General features: G+C 61.2%; 16 protein-coding genes, 2 tRNA genes and 1 pseudogene. 9 read left to right on the forward strand and 10 right to left on the reverse strand.

Translation table 11 applies throughout. The annotated features are described in order from the left end of the window. From NO932_RS08510 to NO932_RS08520, 3 genes are all read left to right on the forward strand, one after another. Positions 1–1,140, forward strand: coding sequence for an amino acid ABC transporter permease (locus NO932_RS08510; RefSeq protein ID WP_309210741.1), 1,140 nt, complete (start codon positions 1–3; stop codon positions 1,138–1,140). Between the two features lie 2 nt (positions 1,141–1,142). Beyond that, positions 1,143–1,934 (forward strand): amino acid ABC transporter ATP-binding protein, encoded by a 792-nt coding sequence (locus NO932_RS08515; RefSeq protein ID WP_375142862.1) that lies wholly within the window; start codon positions 1,143–1,145, stop codon positions 1,932–1,934. A gap of 168 nt (positions 1,935–2,102) precedes the next feature. Continuing rightward, on the forward strand, positions 2,103–3,185 hold the full coding sequence (locus NO932_RS08520; RefSeq protein ID WP_309210743.1) for an amino acid ABC transporter substrate-binding protein: 1,083 nt from the start codon (positions 2,103–2,105) through the stop codon (positions 3,183–3,185). A 14-nt stretch (positions 3,186–3,199) separates the two neighbouring features. Here the strand turns inward: NO932_RS08520 and cls are convergent, their stop codons facing one another. Together cls and NO932_RS08530 are read right to left on the reverse strand one after the other, a co-directional pair. Next, positions 3,200–4,639, reverse strand: coding sequence for a cardiolipin synthase (gene cls, locus NO932_RS08525; RefSeq protein WP_309210744.1), 1,440 nt, complete (start codon positions 4,637–4,639; stop codon positions 3,200–3,202). A gap of 9 nt (positions 4,640–4,648) precedes the next feature. Further along, on the reverse strand, positions 4,649–5,698 hold the full coding sequence (locus tag NO932_RS08530) for a cysteine synthase A (RefSeq protein WP_309211010.1): 1,050 nt from the start codon (positions 5,696–5,698) through the stop codon (positions 4,649–4,651). A 415-nt stretch (positions 5,699–6,113) separates the two neighbouring features. Here NO932_RS08530 and cysD point away from each other — a divergent pair, with 415 nt between their 5' ends. Then, positions 6,114–7,022 carry a sulfate adenylyltransferase subunit CysD gene (gene cysD / locus NO932_RS08535; protein ID WP_309210745.1) on the forward strand — a complete coding sequence of 303 codons (909 nt, stop codon included), beginning with the start codon at positions 6,114–6,116 and terminating at the stop codon, positions 7,020–7,022. 94 nt (positions 7,023–7,116) lie between these two features. Next, complete coding sequence (gene cysN / locus NO932_RS08540) at positions 7,117–9,015, forward strand: sulfate adenylyltransferase subunit CysN (protein ID WP_309210746.1); 1,899 nt, start codon at positions 7,117–7,119, stop codon at positions 9,013–9,015. On the opposite strand, the gene NO932_RS08545 is transcribed toward cysN, so the two are convergent. From NO932_RS08545 to NO932_RS08560, 4 genes are all read right to left on the reverse strand, one after another. Further along, positions 9,012–9,380, reverse strand: a complete 369-nt coding sequence (locus NO932_RS08545) for a metalloregulator ArsR/SmtB family transcription factor (protein ID WP_309210748.1) — start codon at positions 9,378–9,380, stop codon at positions 9,012–9,014. The two genes, cysN and NO932_RS08545, sit on opposite strands and share 4 nt — an antisense overlap. Positions 9,381–9,453: 73 nt before the next feature. Then, positions 9,454–9,888 (reverse strand): SRPBCC domain-containing protein, encoded by a 435-nt coding sequence (locus tag NO932_RS08550; protein ID WP_309210750.1) that lies wholly within the window; start codon positions 9,886–9,888, stop codon positions 9,454–9,456. Further along, positions 9,885–11,096: an MFS transporter gene (locus tag NO932_RS08555; protein WP_309210751.1), complete on the reverse strand. Its 1,212-nt coding sequence runs from the start codon at positions 11,094–11,096 to the stop codon at positions 9,885–9,887. Before NO932_RS08555 ends, NO932_RS08550 begins: the two co-directional genes overlap by 4 nt. A gap of 93 nt (positions 11,097–11,189) precedes the next feature. Beyond that, positions 11,190–12,227: a TerC family protein gene (locus tag NO932_RS08560; RefSeq protein WP_309210752.1), complete on the reverse strand. Its 1,038-nt coding sequence runs from the start codon at positions 12,225–12,227 to the stop codon at positions 11,190–11,192. A 222-nt stretch (positions 12,228–12,449) separates the two neighbouring features. Between NO932_RS08560 and NO932_RS08565 the strand changes: the two genes are divergently transcribed. Then, complete coding sequence (locus tag NO932_RS08565) at positions 12,450–12,851, forward strand: DUF6766 family protein (protein ID WP_309210753.1); 402 nt, start codon at positions 12,450–12,452, stop codon at positions 12,849–12,851. A 37-nt stretch (positions 12,852–12,888) separates the two neighbouring features. On the opposite strand, the gene NO932_RS08570 is transcribed toward NO932_RS08565, so the two are convergent. Further along, a complete protein-coding gene (locus NO932_RS08570) occupies positions 12,889–13,380 on the reverse strand; it encodes a ferritin-like domain-containing protein (protein ID WP_309210754.1) in 492 nt (163 codons plus the stop codon). Positions 13,381–13,743: 363 nt separating this feature from the next. Between NO932_RS08570 and NO932_RS08575 the strand changes: the two genes are divergently transcribed. Beyond that, positions 13,744–14,349, forward strand: a complete 606-nt coding sequence (locus NO932_RS08575) for an exopolysaccharide biosynthesis protein (RefSeq protein WP_309210756.1) — start codon at positions 13,744–13,746, stop codon at positions 14,347–14,349. 100 nt (positions 14,350–14,449) lie between these two features. Continuing rightward, positions 14,450–15,976, forward strand: a pseudogene (locus NO932_RS08580) (alpha/beta hydrolase); the annotation flags it as partial. Positions 15,977–16,164: 188 nt separating this feature from the next. Here NO932_RS08580 and NO932_RS08585 read toward each other — a convergent pair. The 3 genes from NO932_RS08585 to NO932_RS08595 all read right to left on the reverse strand — a co-directional run bounded on the left by NO932_RS08585 (position 16,165) and on the right by NO932_RS08595 (position 17,626). Beyond that, positions 16,165–16,239, reverse strand: a tRNA-Asn gene (locus NO932_RS08585). Between the two features lie 73 nt (positions 16,240–16,312). Next, the gene (locus NO932_RS08590; protein WP_309210758.1) at positions 16,313–16,936 is read right to left on the reverse strand and encodes an NTP transferase domain-containing protein; all 624 of its coding nucleotides are present in this window, start codon (positions 16,934–16,936) and stop codon (positions 16,313–16,315) included. A gap of 246 nt (positions 16,937–17,182) precedes the next feature. After that, on the reverse strand, positions 17,183–17,626 hold the full coding sequence (locus NO932_RS08595) for a DNA-binding protein (protein WP_309210759.1): 444 nt from the start codon (positions 17,624–17,626) through the stop codon (positions 17,183–17,185). A 239-nt stretch (positions 17,627–17,865) separates the two neighbouring features. Between NO932_RS08595 and NO932_RS08600 the strand changes: the two genes are divergently transcribed. Further along, a tRNA-Cys gene (locus NO932_RS08600) sits at positions 17,866–17,939 on the forward strand. Positions 17,940–17,966 lie beyond the last annotated feature (27 nt).

Raw genomic sequence — 17,966 nt, forward strand, 5'->3', positions numbered from 1 at the left:
ATGAGTCAATCATCTCCCATTTTCGTTCGCTCCCAAATGGCCGAATCCCTGCCGCCCCCGCGGCGAGCCACCGGCATCGGCGCCTGGATGCGAGCCAATCTGTTCTCCTCCCCGCTCAACTCGGTGCTCACCGTACTGGGGCTGGCCCTGGTTATCTGGATACTGATCCCGGTCTGGAACTTCCTTATTGGCAACGCCGTATTCGCCGATCCCGAGGGGCTGCGCGGTGAAGCCTGTCGCTTCGAAGGGGTCGGCGCCTGCTGGATTTTCATCCAGGCGCGCTTCAACTTCTTCATCTACGGCTTCTACCCGGCTGAGGAAGTTTGGCGCATCAATCTGATGTTCGTGATCGGCATCATCTTGCTGCTCCCGTTGCTGGTCCCGCGCATACCTTTTACTCGGCTGGCCGCCATCCTGTTCTTCGGCGTCTATCCGTTCGTTGCCTATTTCCTGATGGCGGGCGGTGTTTTAGGACTGCAGGAAGTGCCAACCCGCCAATGGGGTGGGCTAACCCTGACGCTGATCATCTCGCTGATCGGCATCATCGTCTCGATGCCCGTGGGCATATTGCTCGCCTTGGGGCGGCAGTCGAAGCTTCCCATCGTCAAGGGGTTCTGCGTAGCCTTCATCGAGCTTTGGCGTGCCGTGCCGCTCATCTCGGTGTTGTTCATGGCCTCGGTGATGTTTCCGCTGTTCATGCCGCAGGGTACAAACACCGACGTGCTGCTGCGTGCCATCATCGGCATCTGCCTTTTCGAGTCCGCCTATATGGCGGAAGTGGTTCGCGGCGGCTTACAGGCCATTCCGCAAGGCCAGCGTGAAGCGGCCTATGCGTTGGGACTGAGTAAAGTCAAAACCACTGCGCTCATCATCCTGCCCCAAGCGCTCAAGCATGTGATCCCGGGCATCGTGAACACGTTCATCGCCCTGTTCAAGGACACAACGCTCGTGTCGATCATCGGCATCTTCGAACTGCTCAACACCGTTCGTGCCGCCGGCTCGGACATCGCCTGGCAGTTCCCGTCCGATGCCGTGACCGGTTATGTTTTCGCCGGCTTCGTTTTCTGGATCTTCTGCTTCGGCATGTCCCGCTACTCAATCTATATGGAAGACCGGCTGCATACCGGTCACAGGAGATAACCATGACCGCAACCATGGAAGCGCCGCAGGCCGACCGCACCAAGATGACGGTGTCGGACACCGACGTGGCTGTCGACATCGTCAACATGAACAAATGGTATGGCGATTTCCACGTCCTGCGCGACATCAATCTACGCGTGATGCGGGGTGAACGTATCGTCATCGCCGGTCCCTCGGGATCGGGTAAGTCCACCCTCATCCGCTGCATCAACAGGCTCGAAGAGCACCAGCAAGGGGATATCGTCGTCGATGGCGTGGAACTGACCTCCGACCTCAAGCGCATCGACGAGGTGCGCCGGGACGTGGGCATGGTGTTCCAGCACTTTAATCTGTTCCCTCACCTCACGGTCCTCCAGAACTTGACGCTCGCACCTATCTGGGTGCGCGGCACGCCCAAGGCCCAGGCCGAGGAAATGGCCATGAAATATCTCGAGCGCGTTAAAATCCCCGAGCAGGCCAACAAGTTTCCCGGCCAGCTTTCCGGCGGTCAGCAGCAGCGCGTGGCGATCGCGCGCTCGCTGTGCATGAACCCCAAGATCATGCTGTTCGACGAGCCCACCTCGGCCCTCGATCCTGAAATGATCAAGGAAGTGCTCGACGTGATGGTTCAGCTTGCCGAGGATGGCATGACCATGCTGTGCGTCACGCACGAAATGGGCTTTGCGCGCCAGGTCGCCAATCGGGTAATCTTCATGGATCAGGGACAGATCATCGAGCAAAACGAGCCCGAAGCGTTCTTTTCCAATCCCCAGCACGAGCGCACCAAGCTCTTCCTCAGCCAGATCCTGCATTAATTTCAGCAACATTGCTTGCGAGGGCCGCGTCGTCACCCTGGAGGGGCGCGGCCTTTTGCATTTCGGCGGTGAGCAGACAATTGACCGGGGAGAAGGGGTGCTGTTGCCTTGACCCGGCAAAGCACCGTGCCAATATGGCCTTCATTGAAAGGGACGGCTAGCGCCGCATTGATCTTGCTCATATTTTCGCGCTTTTTGCGGATGCTGGCCGGTACGGCCCTGGCGATGGCGGTGCCGCTCGGCAGTCAGACCGCGGCCATGGCGCAGTCGCAAGAGTCGCGTGTCAGCGTGCCCTTCACCATCTCCACGCTCGAGACGGTGCGCGCCCGTGACTATGTCATTTGCGCGGCGACCAATCCTTTACCCGGTTTCGCCCAGGTCAGCCCGGAAGGTTTATGGTCGGGCTTCGATGTCGACATATGCCGCGCGATAGCCGCGGCGGTATTCGGAGACCCATCCAAGGTGGCGTTCCGCCCGCTATCCGGGCAAAGCCGCTTTGCGCACCTGGAAATGGGCGAGGTCGATCTGGTGGTCCGAAACGCCCCTTGGACGATGTCTCGCGATACCCTTTATGGGGCGAGCTATGTCGCGACGTCTTTCTTCGACGGCCAGGCTTTCATGGTGCCCGAACAGCTCGGCGTCGTTTCGGCCTATGAACTCGAGGACGTGACCTTCTGCGTGGCCTCCAATTCGGATTCCTCGCGCCGTCTCGAGGAGTTCTTCTTTGCCAACCAGCTGAGCTACGACGAATTACTCTACGAAGACCGAGAGGATTTGGCGGTCGCGTATCGCTCCGGGCAGTGCGATGCCATAACGGCGCCGGCGAGTTGGCTGCAAGCCATCCGCAGGTCGATGCCCGAGCCCTCGTCGCATGCCATCCTGCCCGAGCGGCTGAGCAAGGAGCCTTACGGCCCCGTGGTGCGCGACGATGACGAGCAGTGGAAGACCATCGTGCTCTGGACGCTCTATGCGCTCATTAACGCCGAGGAATACGGGGTCACTTCGGTCAATATCGATTCTATGCTTTCAGCGCGCACTCCGGCAATTCGGCGCCTGCTGGGCGTGGAAGGCGATGTCGGCGCTCCGGTGGGGCTGTCACCCACATGGATGCGGGATGTGATCCGCAGCGTCGGCAATTACGGCGAGATTTATGCCCGCCATTTCGGCGGCGGCTCGGGGGCGCCGCTGCTGCGTGGGCAGAATGCGCTCTGGGTCAATGGCGGCCTGCTTTACGCTCCACCGATCTACTGAGGGCCCCGCGAGCCTCAAAGAATTGGCGAGAACAGCCGCGCGCCCTGGCACACCAGCCGGAACAGGAAGTTGCGGCGCTGCAGGTTTCGCTCGGTGGTGAGATAGGAGGCGGCGAAATCGGTTTCGAGCATCTCCGCGATCTTGGCGATCATGTCCGGATGCGTGAACCAGAGCGTTGCCTCGAAATTGATGTTGAACGAGCGGTAGTCGAAATTGACAGTGCCCACGCCCGCGATCTTGTCGTCGCACAAGATGACCTTCTGGTGCAGGAAGCCCTGCTCATAGCGATGCACCTTGATGCCATGCTCGACCATCTGGTCCGCATGAGCATAACTCGCCAGCCAGACGATCATGTGATCGGGCTTGCGCGGCAGCAGGATTCGTACGTCAACGCCGCGCAGCGAGGCGGCATAGAGAGCGGTCTGAATTTCGATGCCGGGCACGAAATAGGGGCTCACGATCCAAAGCCGTTCGCGGGCCCGGGCAATGACCTCGGTAAAGGCGATGGCGCAATCCTCGAGTTTGTCGGCAGGGCCGGTGGGCATGACCAGGATCGGCTGGTCGCCGGGTGTCGGCACATTCGTGGGATAATGCACGACAAGGTCCTCGCCTGTGGCCCAATGCCAATCTTCCCGGAACATGAGGACGCAAGCGAGCGCGGCGGGGCCGGCCACATGCACATGCGTATCGCGCCAACGGCCGAATTTGGGATCCTTGCCGAGGTATTCATCCCCGACATTATGGCCGCCGACCCAAGCCTCCAGCCCGTCGATGACGACGTTCTTGCGATGATTGCGGTAATTGATGCGGGTCAGTCCATAGAACCGCAGCAGTGGATGGCGGTGATTGAAGCCGTAAATGGAAATGCCGCTATCGCGCAGCCTTTGCTTATAGCTGTTGGGCAGCGCGTGGGTGCCGGCATCGTCATAGAGCACATAGACGCGCACCCCTGCCTTGGCGCGCTCGATCAGCGCATCGGCAAAGCGCCGTCCCAGATCGTCATCGCGAATGATGTAGAACTGGACGAGGATATAGTCCTTGGCCCGTGTGATGCCGTCGAAGATTGAAGCGAAGGTCTCTTCGCCGTCGATCAACAGATTCGCCGCGTTGCCGTAAAGAAACGGCAGCTCGGCGACCCTGCGTAGCACCGGCCAGTCGTCACTGGTGCCGCGATCGACGATGCGCAGATCCTCGGACCGCGCCAGACGCCAGCTCCGGCCGGAATGGATCTGGGATTCGGCATAATCGTCGAAGAACTTCCAGCCGAAGATAAGGTAGATGATCGTCGTGGGGAACGGCAGGATCAGTAGTGAGAGCAGCCAGGCGATGGTGCCTTGCGAGGTCCGCGAGTTCATGATCTCGCGGGCCGCGCATACGAAGGCCAGCACGTAGTTGGCTATATAGAGCGCTGCCCAGAAGCTGAAATTGTCGGTGATGACCCTGACGAGATCCACGTCGTCTCTTTATTGTGCGTCGGCCTCCAGCACCGAATTGACGTCGACCGTGGGGTCGGCTTCAAGCCATTCCGGCACCGGCAGATCCTTGGAGCGCAGGAAGGCCGGGTTGAAAAGTTTCGACTGGTAGCGGTTGCCATAGTCGCAAAGCACCGTAACAATGGTTTTGCCCGGCCCAAGTTCCCTCGCCAGCCGCACCGCACCGGCAATATTGATGGCAGACGACCCGCCCAGGCACAATCCCTCCTGCCTGATCAGGTCGAAGATGTAGGGCAGGGCCTCGGCATCGGGAATGCGGCAGGCATGGTCGACGGAAAGGTCCGCAAGGTTCGCCGTGATGCGCCCCTGGCCGATGCCCTCGGTGATCGATCCCCCGGACGATTTGAGTTCTCCCTCGGTATAATAGCTGTAGAGCGCCGCGCCTTCGGGATCGGCCAGCCCGATCTGGATGTCTTTGTTGCGCTCCTTGAGCGCCATGGCCACCCCACCGAGCGTTCCACCCGAGCCCACCGCGCAAATGAAGCCATCGACCTTGCCATCAGTCTGCGCGAAGATTTCCGGCCCGGTGGTTTCCACATGCGCCTGCCGGTTGGCGACGTTGTCGAACTGATTGGCCCAGATGGCTCCGTTTGGCAGCTCGGATGCCAGCCTTTCGGCGAGGCGCCCCGAGGCCTTCACATAATTGTTGGGGTTCTTGTAGGGCTTTGCGGGAACCTCGATCAGCTCGGCGCCGGCGAGACGGATGGCGTCTTTTTTCTCCTGACTTTGGGTCTCAGGGATGACGATGACCGTCTTGAACCCCATGGCATTGCCGACCAGTGCCAATCCGATTCCGGTATTGCCCGCCGTGCCCTCGACGATCGTGCCGCCCGGCCCGAGAGCGCCCCGCGCCACCGCATCGCGGATGATATAAAGCGCGGCGCGATCCTTGACCGACTGCCCAGGGTTGAGGAACTCGGCCTTGCCCCAGATCTCGCATCCGGTCGCCTCCGAGACAGCGTTGAGGCGAATGAGCGGGGTGTTGCCAATGGCTGCTGTAATGTCGGGATAGCGGGTCATGGTGCCTGAGAAGTGCTGGTGGGAGAGGCCGTCGATGGTAAAGCCCGGCCGGGTACCGGGCAAGGCGCAAGGCCTTGGCAGATAGGCTTTTTCACTTTGTGAGCGTGTGGCGCAAAGCTCTGCCACGACTCCCTTGGCCGACGGCAATAGCATTGCGCATCCCTCGCCTCGAGCGCCGTGCGAAGTGGAATGCGCCGCAAGCCTTGCCATGAAAAAACTTTCTCTCCTGCCACCGCAGGGAATGGGAAATTGGCGTCGATCGAGCGGGGCTGGAATTTTCCGGTGCCCGAGGTGGGGAAGAGGAGAAAGGGGGCGTCTGGAGCGGGCGGAGGAGCGCTGCATGCGGTTGTTTGGCTACCGCAAACGAAATATGTCTGCCCTCAGCAAAACGTCCCCGTTTAACAAGAAAATCGCCATGACCGCTCCCACTCCGCTGAGCCATCTTTCCCGTCTTGAGGCCGAAAGCATCGAGATATTCCGGGAGGTTGCGGCGAGTTTCGAGCGGCCGGTGATGATGTATTCGATCGGCAAGGATTCCTCGGTGCTGCTGCATCTGGCGCGCAAGGCGTTCTATCCCAGCCGCATTCCGTTCCCGCTGCTGCACATCGACACCACCTGGAAGTTCTCCCAGATGATTGCCTTCCGCGATCGGATGGCAGAGGAGTATGGGTTCGAGCTGCGCGTGCACACCAATGCCGATGGCGTCGCCCAGGGGATCAATCCGTTCGACCACGGCCCGGCCTATACCGACATCATGAAGACCCAGGCCTTGCGTCAGGCGCTTTCGGCCGGTGGGTACGATGCCGCCATCGGCGGCGCGCGGCGCGACGAGGAAAAGAGCCGCGCCAAGGAGCGCATCTTCTCGCACCGCAACGCCAACCACGCCTGGGACCCCAAGAACCAGCGCCCCGAACTCTGGCGGGTGTTCAACACCCGGTTGGCGCCCGGCGAATCCATGCGGGTGTTCCCGCTCTCCAACTGGACCGAACTCGACATCTGGACCTATATCTACGCCGAGGACATTCCCATCGTGCCGCTCTATTTCGCCCGTCCGCGCCCCGTGGTCGAGCGCTCGGGCACGCTGATCATGGTCGATGACGGCCGCTTCCGCCTCCAGGAGGGAGAAACCCCCACCGAGCAGGTGGTGCGCTTCAGAACGCTCGGCTGCTATCCGCTGACCGGCGCCATCCGTTCCAATGCGGCCACGCTCCCCGAGATCATCATGGAGATGCAGGCCAGCCGGACCTCCGAGCGCGAGGGGCGGCTGATCGACAGTGACCAGGCCGGTTCGATGGAAAAGAAGAAGCAGGAAGGGTATTTCTGATGGAGCGTTCGCAGCAAAAGCACGTCCTCGGGCTTCGACCCGATGGATGGGAACCGGTTTTGCGGTTCGCGAACGCGACCAGAAAGGACGAGCTATGACGCTTTCCTCTGCTTCGGTTCCCTCCGCCGATACTGATATCGACCTCTGGCTCGCCCAGCAGACCGACAAATCGCTGCTGCGGTTTTTGACCTGTGGCTCGGTCGATGACGGCAAGTCCACCCTGATCGGTCGGCTGCTTTACGACAGCCAGCTCATCCTCGACGACCAGCTCGCTTCGCTCAAGAACGACAGCCGCAACCGCCATGTGGGCGAGGAGGGGATCGATTTCTCGCTCCTGGTCGATGGCCTCGTCGCCGAGCGCGAGCAGGGCATCACTATCGATGTGGCCTACCGCTTCTTTTCCACCGACCGGCGCAAATTCATCGTTGCCGACACGCCCGGTCACGAGCAGTACACCCGCAACATGGCGACCGGGGCCTCCAACGCCGATGTGGCGCTGCTGCTGGTCGACGCGCGCAAGGGGCTTTTGACCCAAACCCGCCGCCACAGCTTCATTCTCTCCCTGATCGGGGTCAAACACGTGGTCCTAGTCGTCAACAAGATCGACCTTATGGACTACAGCCAGGCGGTGTTCGAAACGATCGAAGCCGAATACCGGACCTTTGCCAAGGATCTGGGCTTTGCCTCGCTGGCGGCCATTCCGATTTCGGCCTTGCGCGGCGACAACATCGTTTCCACTTCCGAACGCACGCCCTGGTACACTGGATCGCCGCTCCTGCCCTACCTCGAAGAGATCGCCGTCGACGAGGACCGCACGCAAACCCCGTTTCGCTTTCCCGTGCAGTGGGTCAACCGCCCCAATCTCGACTTCCGCGGCTTATCCGGCACCGTCGCCTCGGGCACGGTAAAGGTCGATGACGAGGTGCTGGTCGCATCCTCGCGCAAGCCGGCCAGGATCGCGCGCATCGTCACCATGGATGGTGATCTGCAACAAGCCGTCGCCGGGCAGGCGGTAACGCTCGTCCTTGACCGCGAGATCGACATCTCGCGTGGAGATGTGCTTACCCATCCCGGCCAGACGCCGGAGTTTTCCAATCAGTTCCAGGCCGAACTCGTCTGGATGGCCGAGGAGCCGGCCTATCCGGGGCGCTCCTATCTCTTGAAGATCGGCAGCCAGACCGTGCCGGCCACCATCACGGATCTCAAACACCGCACCAACGTCAACACGCTGGAAAAATCCGCCGCCAAGCGGCTCGAGCTTAACGAGGTCGGTACGGTCACCATCGCCACCGACAAGCCGATCGCCTTCGATCCTTACAAGACCAACGGGCTGACCGGCGGGTTCATCCTTATCGACAGGATCGGCAATCTGACGCTCGGGGCGGGCACCATCGCCTTTGGCCTGCAGCGGGCGCGCAACCTTTCCTACCAGTCCTTCGACGTCAATCGCGAGGTTCGCGCGTCCATGAAGGGGCAGATCCCGCAGATCGTCTGGTTCACCGGCCTTTCGGGCTCGGGCAAGTCGACGGTCGCCAACCTTTTGGAAAAGCGCCTCACCGCCGAAGGCAAGCACGCCTATATCCTCGACGGGGACAATGTGCGCCATGGGCTCAACAAGGATCTCGGCTTCACCGACGCCGCGCGGGTGGAAAACATCCGCCGCGTGGCCGAGGTGGCGCGGCTGATGGCCGATGCCGGGCTGATCGTCATCGTCTCGTTCATCTCGCCCTTTGCCAACGAGCGCCGCATCGCCCGCGAGATCGCCGGCGACATCCGCTTCCTCGAAGCCTATGTCGATACGCCCCTCGAGGTCTGCGAAGCCAGAGACCCCAAAGGGCTCTACGCCAAGGCTCGCGCCGGCCAGATCACCAATTTCACCGGCATCGACAGCCCGTTCGAAGTCCCCGAACGCGCCGACATCACCCTCCACGGCGCAACGAAAACGCCAGAGGAAATGGCCGAGAAGGTCTATGGGGTGCTGAAAAGGCTTTAACCGAAGAGGTCGAGGGTAAGCTCAGGTTCCGGAAGGGGCTTGGGCTTGGCTTTGGGTTTTGGCTTTTTCGCTTGGGCAGGTTCGACCGTTTCGATGGCTGTTGTTGCGGCCGCAGGCGCGTGTGGCGCCAGCCAATCGCGCAACGGGGCCAGGGCGTCGGATTTGAGGCTGTATAGCCGCCGCTGCTTGTCGGCTCTCACTTCCACCATTCCGGCGTCGCGCAGCACTTTGAGGTGCTGCGAAATGGCAGGCTGAGTCATGTTGGGAAACGCCGCGACGAAAGCGCCGGCGGGCAGTTCGCCCCCAACCAGCATGTCGATCATCTGCCGCCGCGTAGGGTCGGAAATCACTGCAAACAGATCCATAAGCGCCGATTTATACGCTTGGCCTGCCGTCGCAAGAGGCAGGTCCCTAACCCTCGGCCAATGCTGTGGAAATCTACTCGAGCAGCTCGGCCAGCGCGCTCAGGGCCTCGTCCCAGGCCTCAAGCGAGAAGATGCGCGATTGCGGATCGGCATGAACCTCGGCGATCTCGACGATGCTGATCTCCGTGCGATCGGCATCGAGCGGACGAAAGGTGACAATCAGCGTGCTGTCCTCCGAGGCGTCCGTTCCCTCGTGGTGCCAAAGCTCCACCAGTTTGCGATCCTGTTCGTAACTGGCCAGTGTGCCGGTGACGACGTGCACGGTTTCCGGCTCCTCGTCATCGGCCGTTTCGAACCGGAAGCGTCCCCCTTCGAAGGCTTCGAATTCGACGGTGTCGGCCTGCCATTGTTCGAGCAGCGCCGGATCGGTCCAGGCCCCGAACAGCTCCTCGGTCGGCGCGTCGATGGTCCGGGTGAGGGTGATGGAATTTTCGCCGGTTTCGCTCACGCAGCGCTCCTGTTTTTCGACGTGTCGGGCAGAAATGCGGTCAGAAGGCCCGCGATGGGCAGAAACGCGCAGATCTGGAACACGAAAATGATGCTTGTCCTATCGGCGAGCACGCCCAGCGTCGCCGCCCCCAGCGCGCCGATGCCGAAAGCAAACCCGAAGATGAACCCGGCAACCATGCCCACACGGCCAGGCAACAGCTCCTGTGCGTAAACCACGATGGCCGCGAAAGCCGACGAGAGTATGAAACCGATCAGCGCGGTGAGCACGATAGAAACTTCGAGCCCGACATAGGGCAGCACGAGGGTAAAGGGCAGGGGGCCGAGAATAGACACCCAGATCACCACCTTGCGCCCCACGCGATCGCCGATCGGGCCACCCAGAAAGGTGCCGGCCGCCGAAGCGCCGAGAAAGACGAAGAGGCAAAGCTGCGCGCTCGAAGCATCGAGACTGAACTTTTCGATGAGGAAGAAGGCATAAAAGCTCGTCATCGACGCCATGTAGACATACTTGCTGGTCAGCAGCACGGCGATGATGGCAAAGGCCCCGATCAGCGCATTGCGGCTCAGACCTGTGCGCGGTTTGACGACGGTCCGTGACCCGGCCCGCCGATGCTGACCGGCATACCAGGTGCTGACGGCAGAAAGCACGATGATTGCCGTCAAGGCGACTACCGCATACCAGGCGACGCTTCCCTGCCCGCGGGGAATGATGATGAACGCGGCCATGAGCGGACCGATCGCGGTGCCCAGATTGCCGCCCACCTGGAACAGCGATTGCGCAAAACCGAGCCGTCCGCCTGAAGCCATGCGGGCTACGCGCGACGATTCGGGATGAAAGATCGAAGACCCGACCCCGATCAACGCCGCCGACAACAGCAGCAATGGAAAGCTCCCGGCGCTCGAAAGCAGCAAGAGCCCACACAGGGTAAACCCCATGGCGATCGGCAGCGAATATGGCTTGGGGTACTTGTCGGTGTAGAAGCCCACCACTGGTTGCAGCAGCGAGGCGGTCATCTGATTGACCAGCGTGATCAGCCCGATCTGGGTGAAGTCGAGATCATAGAGCTGGGCCAGAAGCGGATAAACCGCCGGCAGAAGCGCCTGCATCAAATCGTTGAGCAGGTGCGAAAAGCTGATGGCGAAGAGGACCCACAGTGAAGTGGTCTGTTGTGCCGGCTGGGGTGCCGCGGCGGTCGTGGTGGTCATGACGGACGTCCAAAAAGATACGCGGCGCAGGAACACTGCGCCGCGCTGGTTTTTCAGACTTACGACCGCCCCGGAGAGCCGTCAAGCGCCCGATCAGGGGTTGGGCGCGTCGGTACTCTTGAGTTCCTCAGGGGAAATGGGCTTGTCCTGCTCTTCGAGCGGCGGATCGTTGCGCGTCTTCCAGAGCGAATAGGCGATACCCGCCGCCAGCGTGCCCACGGTGATGAACAGCGAGAGCAGGGTGGGGATGTGGTAGCCCAGCGGCACGAGGAAGATCTTGATGCCGACATAGATCAGAACGATCGCGAGAGCGGTCTGCAGGTACCGGAACCGGGCCATGGCCGCCGAAAGCGCAAAGAACAAGGCACGCAGGCCGAGCACCGCGAACACGTTCGAGGTGTAGACGATGAACGGATCCTGCGTGATCGCGAAGATCGCCGGCACCGAGTCGACGGCGAAGATGACGTCGACGATTTCGACCATCAGCAGCGCAACTGCGAGCGGGGTCAGCCAGAGCACCATCTTGCCAGTCTTGGGATGCGGCTGCTCGACCAGGAACTTAGTGCCGTGGAACTGCGGAGTAATTCGGAAGTGCCTGCGCAGGAACTTGAGGATCTTGTTGTTTTCGATGTCGTCGTCTTCCTCGACCTTGCGGAACATGCGCGCGCCAGTGAAAACGAGGAAGGCGCCGAACAGGAACAGGATCGGCTCGAACGCGTGGACCAGCGCCACGCCGGCACCGATCAGGATGGCGCGGAACAACAGCACGCCGATGATGCCCCAAAACAGCACGCGGTGCTGATAGAGCCTTGGCACGCCCAGGAACGCAAAGATCGACGCGATGACGAAGATGTTGTCCATCGCGAGCGACTGCTCGATGATATAGCCGGTAAAGAACTCGAGCCCCGCCTGGGAGCCGCGCACATACCAGACCCATGCGCCGAACGCACAGGCCACGATCACGTACATGCCGTAGAGGATGAAGCTTTCCTTGGCGCTGATCTCTTTCTGCTCCTTGTGGAGCACGCCGAGATCAAGGACGAGGATAGCTATGACGACTGCGAGAAAGGCGAACCAGAACCAGACAGGCGTGTCCAGAAAGGTGCCCAAAAAGAATGATGCGAAATCCATCGCCGGACCTTCTCCATAGTAGGGTGGAACAGTTCCGACATCACGCAGCGATCAAGAGCGCTACGCCAGAGGGGCCCGGCACTGCGCGGCCACATATAAGCCTTTCGCGGGGCGATTTAAAGAGCGTCGTTCTGAATGTGAACGCTTGCACAACCTCCAATTGCGGGAACCAAGCCTTGTCCGCTCCGTTGCTGTGCCACTGTTTCCATCGAGGAGTTGGAGATGCGGAAACTATCGTTTTGGGGCCGGTACAGCTACCTTTGGGTGACGCTGGGGTTCTTCTTGATTTCAGCGGCAGGCCACTGGCTGTTCGGATGGTTCACCTATGTTGGTGAACAGCAGGATCACCACGCTCCCATAGAAGTCTCGCAATACGCATTCCAGATGCTGGAAGGCACTTTCGAAAACTGGCAGTCCGAATTTCTTCAGCTCATGTGGCAGGTGGGCGGCTTGGCCCTGCTGCTGTTCGTCGGCTCCCCGCAATCGAAAGAAGGGAGCGACAGGGTCGAGGCAAAGATCGATGAAATCCTCAGGCGTATCGATCCGGAAAAGGGTGAGGACGTCATCACCGAGCTCGACGAGGCCTATATGGGGCGGCACACCGATCCCGTAGAACCCACCTGAAAAAGAAAAGGCGCCCCAGATCGGGGCGCCCAGATCATCAGGCCGCCTTAGGGTTGGCTTCTGTCTCTGCCAATTGCGTGAGCTTTTCGTCGGTGGCCTTTTCTTCGGCCAGCGTCTGCTCGAGAAGCCGCGCGGCGTCGTTCATTCCAAGCTGCTTTGCCCAGGTGACGAGGGTGCCGTAGCGGGCGATTTCATAATGCTCCACCGCTTGGGCAGCCGATGCCAGGCCTGCATCGATGGCTGGGCTGCCCTTGTACTCGTCCATGATTTCCTTGCTTTCCTCGATGATCCCGAGGATGGCGTCACACGTCTTCCCGCGCGCCCGCTTGTCAAGCATCTCGAACACCTTCTCGAGCCGCTCGACATGCGTCTCGGTTTCCTCGCGATGCTGTTCGAAGCCGGCGGCGAGCTGCTCGGAATTTGCAGCCTTGGCCATCTTGGGTAGCGCTTTGAGGATCTGGCGCTCGGCATAATAGATATCGCGCAACGTATCTTCGAACAGGTTTTCGAGCTTCTTTTCAGCCATCATTATCTCCAGCTAAAGGGCAATCGCTCACTGCCCGGCAAGGCAATGCCAGGAAAGTGTCGTTCAGGGTTTCGGCGCAATGCCGGTGGGTTGCCGGGCGCAGGGGTAAAGGACCCTCCCATCGCTGTACCCGTCGGCAGGGGCGGCCACCGACTGACTTCTGCGCTCCTGTGGCTGGAATGCCCGATACCGGCTTTGGTTCCCCGCCGACGACTCCGCCATGCAAATCCCATCATCGGACAATTTCGGGCGTCGGGGTTTCCTTCTTCACGTCTGGGCGAGGAGCCGCGCCTTACAGCTTGAATTCACGAGGTGCAGCACGTACCAAGAGGCCAGTCCGAAGGAGTTGCGACGGCAGGCTAAGCGTTGACCCCGATTGAACTGCAGATCGAGGCCATAGCGGCCAATGTCCGAATGGCTGCCCGCAACGCCGACGGCGCCTTGTCGGTGGTTGAACTCGTCGACCTGCTCGGCACCCACTCCCACACGGTCGTCATCCTGCTCCTGAGCGTGCTGAGCATGATCTGGGGACCGCCGGGCTATGCCGTCCTTATGGGCATAGCCATCGTCACGGTCTCTACCATGATGATGCTCGGCAAGCCGCTGCGGCTGGGCCGGTGGATAAGCTCGCGGCGCATCCCAGGCAAGATGATTACCGGCATGATGGAACGGCTCGCCTTTCTCGCCAGATTGCTGGCCCGGCTGTCGCGCCCTCGTCTCGAAGCCCTGGCCGGCGAAAGCGCTAAGATCCCCACCGGCTTGCTGGTCATGCTGATCAGCCTGCCCATGGCGCTGCCCATCCCGTTCATCAACGCCGTTCCCAATGTCGGAATCGCGATAATTTGCGTCTCACGCATCAATCGCGACGGGCTGGGCGTTGTCATCGGCACGGTCGTCGGGCTCTTGGGCGTCGGAATCGCCGTTGCGATCTTCTGGGGCGCCATCAGTTTGGCGCAGAACGTTCTGGCATAACGAAATGACCGACACCGAGAGCCGCCCGGAGACGCATCGCTCAAGCGCTGGCCACCGGATCTGGCGCTCGCTTCGTGCCATCGGGCAGGGCGCGCGCGATATGGGCTGGACGTCTACCGGCGGCCTGTTCTTGGGCCTTGTGTTTTTCGCTCTTTCGTTGACCCCGAGCCTCATTCCCCGCCACTACGTCCTGCAGGGCATTCTAAGCGGCTGCGTGTTCGCTGCCGGCTATGCAGTCGGGGTGTTCATAGAATGGCTTCTCGACTATCTCGGCCTCGTCGCGCGCGACAAGCCCTGGTCGAAATGGGTGAGGATCGTGCTCCTCAGCGGCGCGGGACTGCTTGCCCTGGCGTTTCTCTGGATATCGACCGATTGGCAGAACTCGATCCGCATAGGCATGGGCATGGCGCCAGTCGAGAGTCACGAGCCGGTGCGCATCGCCCTCATTGCCATGCTGCCGGCGCTGATTCTGGTGGGTTTGGGAACGCTGATCGTGCGTGCGGTTCAAACCGTTTCCCATTGGCTGGCGCGCATCGTCCCCCCGCGCGTGGCGCTGATCGGCGGAATCATCATCGTCGCCGTTCTCTCGAGCACGATCGTTGACGGCGTGCTCGTACGCTGGATTCTCGCCGCCGCCGATCGGACCTATGCCGAATTCGACCAGCTCGCCGGCAGCCAGGAGCCGCCGCCCGCCGATTCATTGCGCTCGGGCAGTGCCGCCTCGCTTATTGCTTGGGACACGATCGGCCGTGACGCCCGCGCCTATGTGCAGTCCGGCCCCACGCGGGAAGAAATCGAAGCGATGACAGGCCGGCCGGCCGAAACGCCCTTGCGGGTTTATGTGGGCCTGCGTTCGGCCGAAACGGTGGCCGACCGCGCCAGATTGGCGCTTGCCGAAATGCAGCGGGTAGGGGCATTCGAAAAATCGGTCCTCGTGCTGATCATGCCGGTGGGCACCGGCTGGGTCGATCCGGCGGCAATCGATACGCTCGAATTTCTCCATAGCGGCGATGTCGCCAGCGTCGCCTTGCAATATTCCTATCTCACGAGCTGGCTGTCGCTGGTCACCGAGCCGGATGTGGGCGTTGCCGCCGCGCAGGCTCTGTTCAACGTCGTCTATGAACACTGGACCAGCCTGCCGGAGGGATCCCGTCCCAAGCTCTACCTGCATGGCCTGAGCCTAGGCGCCTACAGCTCGCAAGCCTCCGCTTCGCTTTACGATATTCTGGGCGATCCGTTCGATGGCGCACTCTGGGTGGGGCCGCCTTTTGCCAGCGTGACCTGGCGCAATCTCACCGAAAATCGCGACTCCGATTCCCCCTGGTGGCTTCCCAATTTCGGTGAAGGCGCGACCGTACGCTTCGCCAGCCAGGGAGAGGTCCTCCAAGCCGCCGGCCCCGATTGGGGACCGACGCGGATCCTCTATCTGCAATACCCAAGCGACCCCATCGTCTTTTTCGAACCCACGATGCTCTACCGCCCGCCCGAATGGTTGTCGGGAGAACGCCCGCCCGGCATTTCGACGCTGCTCAACTGGTATCCGGTCGTCACCTTCTTCCAACTCCTGCTCGACATGGCTCTCGCCCAGACCTCACCCATCGGCTTCGGCCACGTCTACGCGCCCACCGACTATCTCGACGCCTGGCTGGTCCTTACCGAGCCCCCCGGATGGACCCAGGCCGAATTCATGGATTTGCGCGAAAAGCTCACCCGCCATGGCGAACGCATGGCCATCGATCCAGGCTGGTTCCGGCAGCAAGCGCAGCGGCCAGCCTCTGACGGAGACAGTCTCGGATTTGAATTGGATGAGAAAAGTGGCTCCCCGGGCCGGATTCGAACCAGCGACCAACCGGTTAACAGCCGGTTGCTCTACCACTGAGCTACCGGGGAACGTGGTAGCCTGCTCGGCAGGTGGCGATCATCTAGCCAATTTGATTGCGCTTGCCAACCCCCAAATTGCCATTCATCGATCCTCCGTCTTGAGCCGGAGGTCGAGCGCCAGCAAGTCCGACAGCTGGTTGATGCCGGCAAAGGGATTGGCGGCTACCCCGTCGGCATAGTCGAGATGGCGCGCGCCTAGGGCCGACTGGATGTCGCGTAGCCGCGGACCGCGTGGGGCAGGGGGAATGGTGACGAGATGGGCCAAAAGGTGGTCGGGGCGCCAGAGCGCATTGGTGGGATAGTCCCGGCCGTCATAGGCGCCCACCAAGCAGCCGCACTCGGCAGCGAGCAGCTCTAAGGCGCGGGAAACGAAATCGGCGGGGAAAAACGGCGTATCCACCGACACCGACACCAGCAGCGCCCCCGGCGCGCGCTCGGCGCACCACTTCGCGCCGGCCAAAAGCCCGGCCGCTGGTCCCGCGAGCCCATCAGGAGAATCGGGAAGAACAACGACGTCGCCGTCTTCCGCATTTCGCCCGGCCTCGACGGAAAGGAGAAGCGCCGCGCATTGCGGCGCCAGCCGCCGGCGGACATGATCAAAAAGCCGCACATTGCCCAGCCTGACGTCGTCCTTGCGCACGCCTCCGAGCCGTTGCCCGCCGCCGCCAGCGAGAATCAAGCCGATAATCTGCGGATCGATCAGCATCGCAACTGTCCCCCTTGGTGAGGCGGCCGCTTCTACCATGGTTCCAGAGATCTGATGACGCGTAAATGAGCCAAGGTTCTATTGAATGCATCTGCTTGAGCATTGAGGAGGCAGTCATGTGTCGGCCGCAACCCGGCTGCCCAAAGGCTCGCCGCGGGCACCGCGGGCATGCAGGAGCCCGAATTCAGCGCCGTGAGGCGTTTGTGGTCGAATAGACGATAGTAAGGAATGCAGGACGCACGCGTCTTAAAGCGCGGTGTCGATCAGCGCGAGGCCGACGTCCGGATTGAAGCGCTTGCGCAAATAAGTGGGAGCCTCGGTGAGGATGATTTCCAGCGTCGGCCGCACGATGCCGCTTGTCACATGCCCGGCGATCGCGCGGCCATCCGACGTGCCGAGCACCGCATGCGCATGGACGGCCGGGTTCCCGTCCGGACCCATCGCGATGTCTCCCGTCAGGGACGCGACTTCCACCTGCTCGCTCACATTGATCTTGAAATAGCTCTTTTCCTGCCAGTCGAAGAAAGCAAGCGTAGCCTTTTCGAACGCGCCGATAGCCTTGAAGCTTGCAGCATTGAGGCCTTTCTGGGTGGCGAAGGTCTCAAGACACGACATCACTTCGTCCCCGAGATCGAGAATGATGGCATAGGTCTGCGCGCCATCGGCATCGTGAATGAGTTTGCTCTGCATTTCGGAGCTCCTTGCTGACCGTCGATCACGGGGGCGTACGGCTTCGTACTCCGCCCATAACCGTTCGGGCCCCCACCAGTTCCCGACTGGGGCAAGTCTTTGCAGCCGAATCGAACGCTTATGTGACAGCGGCGAGCGCTGCGGGCGCGCCATCGGATGCATGGAATTCAGAAAATTTAGGATGCTCGCCTTCGGTGCTTGCGCAAGTCTCCGGAATTGCTCTACAAGCCCGGTTCAGAGGCCTCGTGGCGGAGTGGTGACGCAGCGGATTGCAAATCCGTGCACACCGGTTCGATTCCGGTCGAGGCCTCCACTAAATTATCTAGCAAAAACAATAGCT

Source organism: Pelagibacterium sp. 26DY04 (assembly GCF_031202305.1).
Classification (GTDB): domain Bacteria; phylum Pseudomonadota; class Alphaproteobacteria; order Rhizobiales; family Devosiaceae; genus Pelagibacterium.

Bases quoted from the DNA above. Each gene is read 5' to 3' on its own strand.
- cysD (WP_309210745.1), top strand. From the start codon at position 6,114: ATGACCGCTCCCACTCCGCTGAGCCATCTTTCCCGTCTTGAGGCCGAA.
- NO932_RS08510 (WP_309210741.1), top strand. From the start codon at position 1: ATGAGTCAATCATCTCCCATTTTCGTTCGCTCCCAAATGGCCGAATCC.
- NO932_RS08515 (WP_375142862.1), top strand. From the start codon at position 1,143: ATGACCGCAACCATGGAAGCGCCGCAGGCCGACCGCACCAAGATGACG.
- NO932_RS08595 (WP_309210759.1), bottom strand. From the start codon at position 17,626: ATGCAGAGCAAACTCATTCACGATGCCGATGGCGCGCAGACCTATGCC.
- NO932_RS08590 (WP_309210758.1), bottom strand. From the start codon at position 16,936: ATGCTGATCGATCCGCAGATTATCGGCTTGATTCTCGCTGGCGGCGGC.
- cysN (WP_309210746.1), top strand. From the start codon at position 7,117: ATGACGCTTTCCTCTGCTTCGGTTCCCTCCGCCGATACTGATATCGAC.
- NO932_RS08560 (WP_309210752.1), bottom strand. From the start codon at position 12,227: ATGGATTTCGCATCATTCTTTTTGGGCACCTTTCTGGACACGCCTGTC.
- NO932_RS08555 (WP_309210751.1), bottom strand. From the start codon at position 11,096: ATGACCACCACGACCGCCGCGGCACCCCAGCCGGCACAACAGACCACT.
- NO932_RS08565 (WP_309210753.1), top strand. From the start codon at position 12,450: ATGCGGAAACTATCGTTTTGGGGCCGGTACAGCTACCTTTGGGTGACG.
- NO932_RS08545 (WP_309210748.1), bottom strand. From the start codon at position 9,380: ATGGATCTGTTTGCAGTGATTTCCGACCCTACGCGGCGGCAGATGATC.
- NO932_RS08570 (WP_309210754.1), bottom strand. From the start codon at position 13,380: ATGATGGCTGAAAAGAAGCTCGAAAACCTGTTCGAAGATACGTTGCGC.
- NO932_RS08530 (WP_309211010.1), bottom strand. From the start codon at position 5,698: ATGACCCGCTATCCCGACATTACAGCAGCCATTGGCAACACCCCGCTC.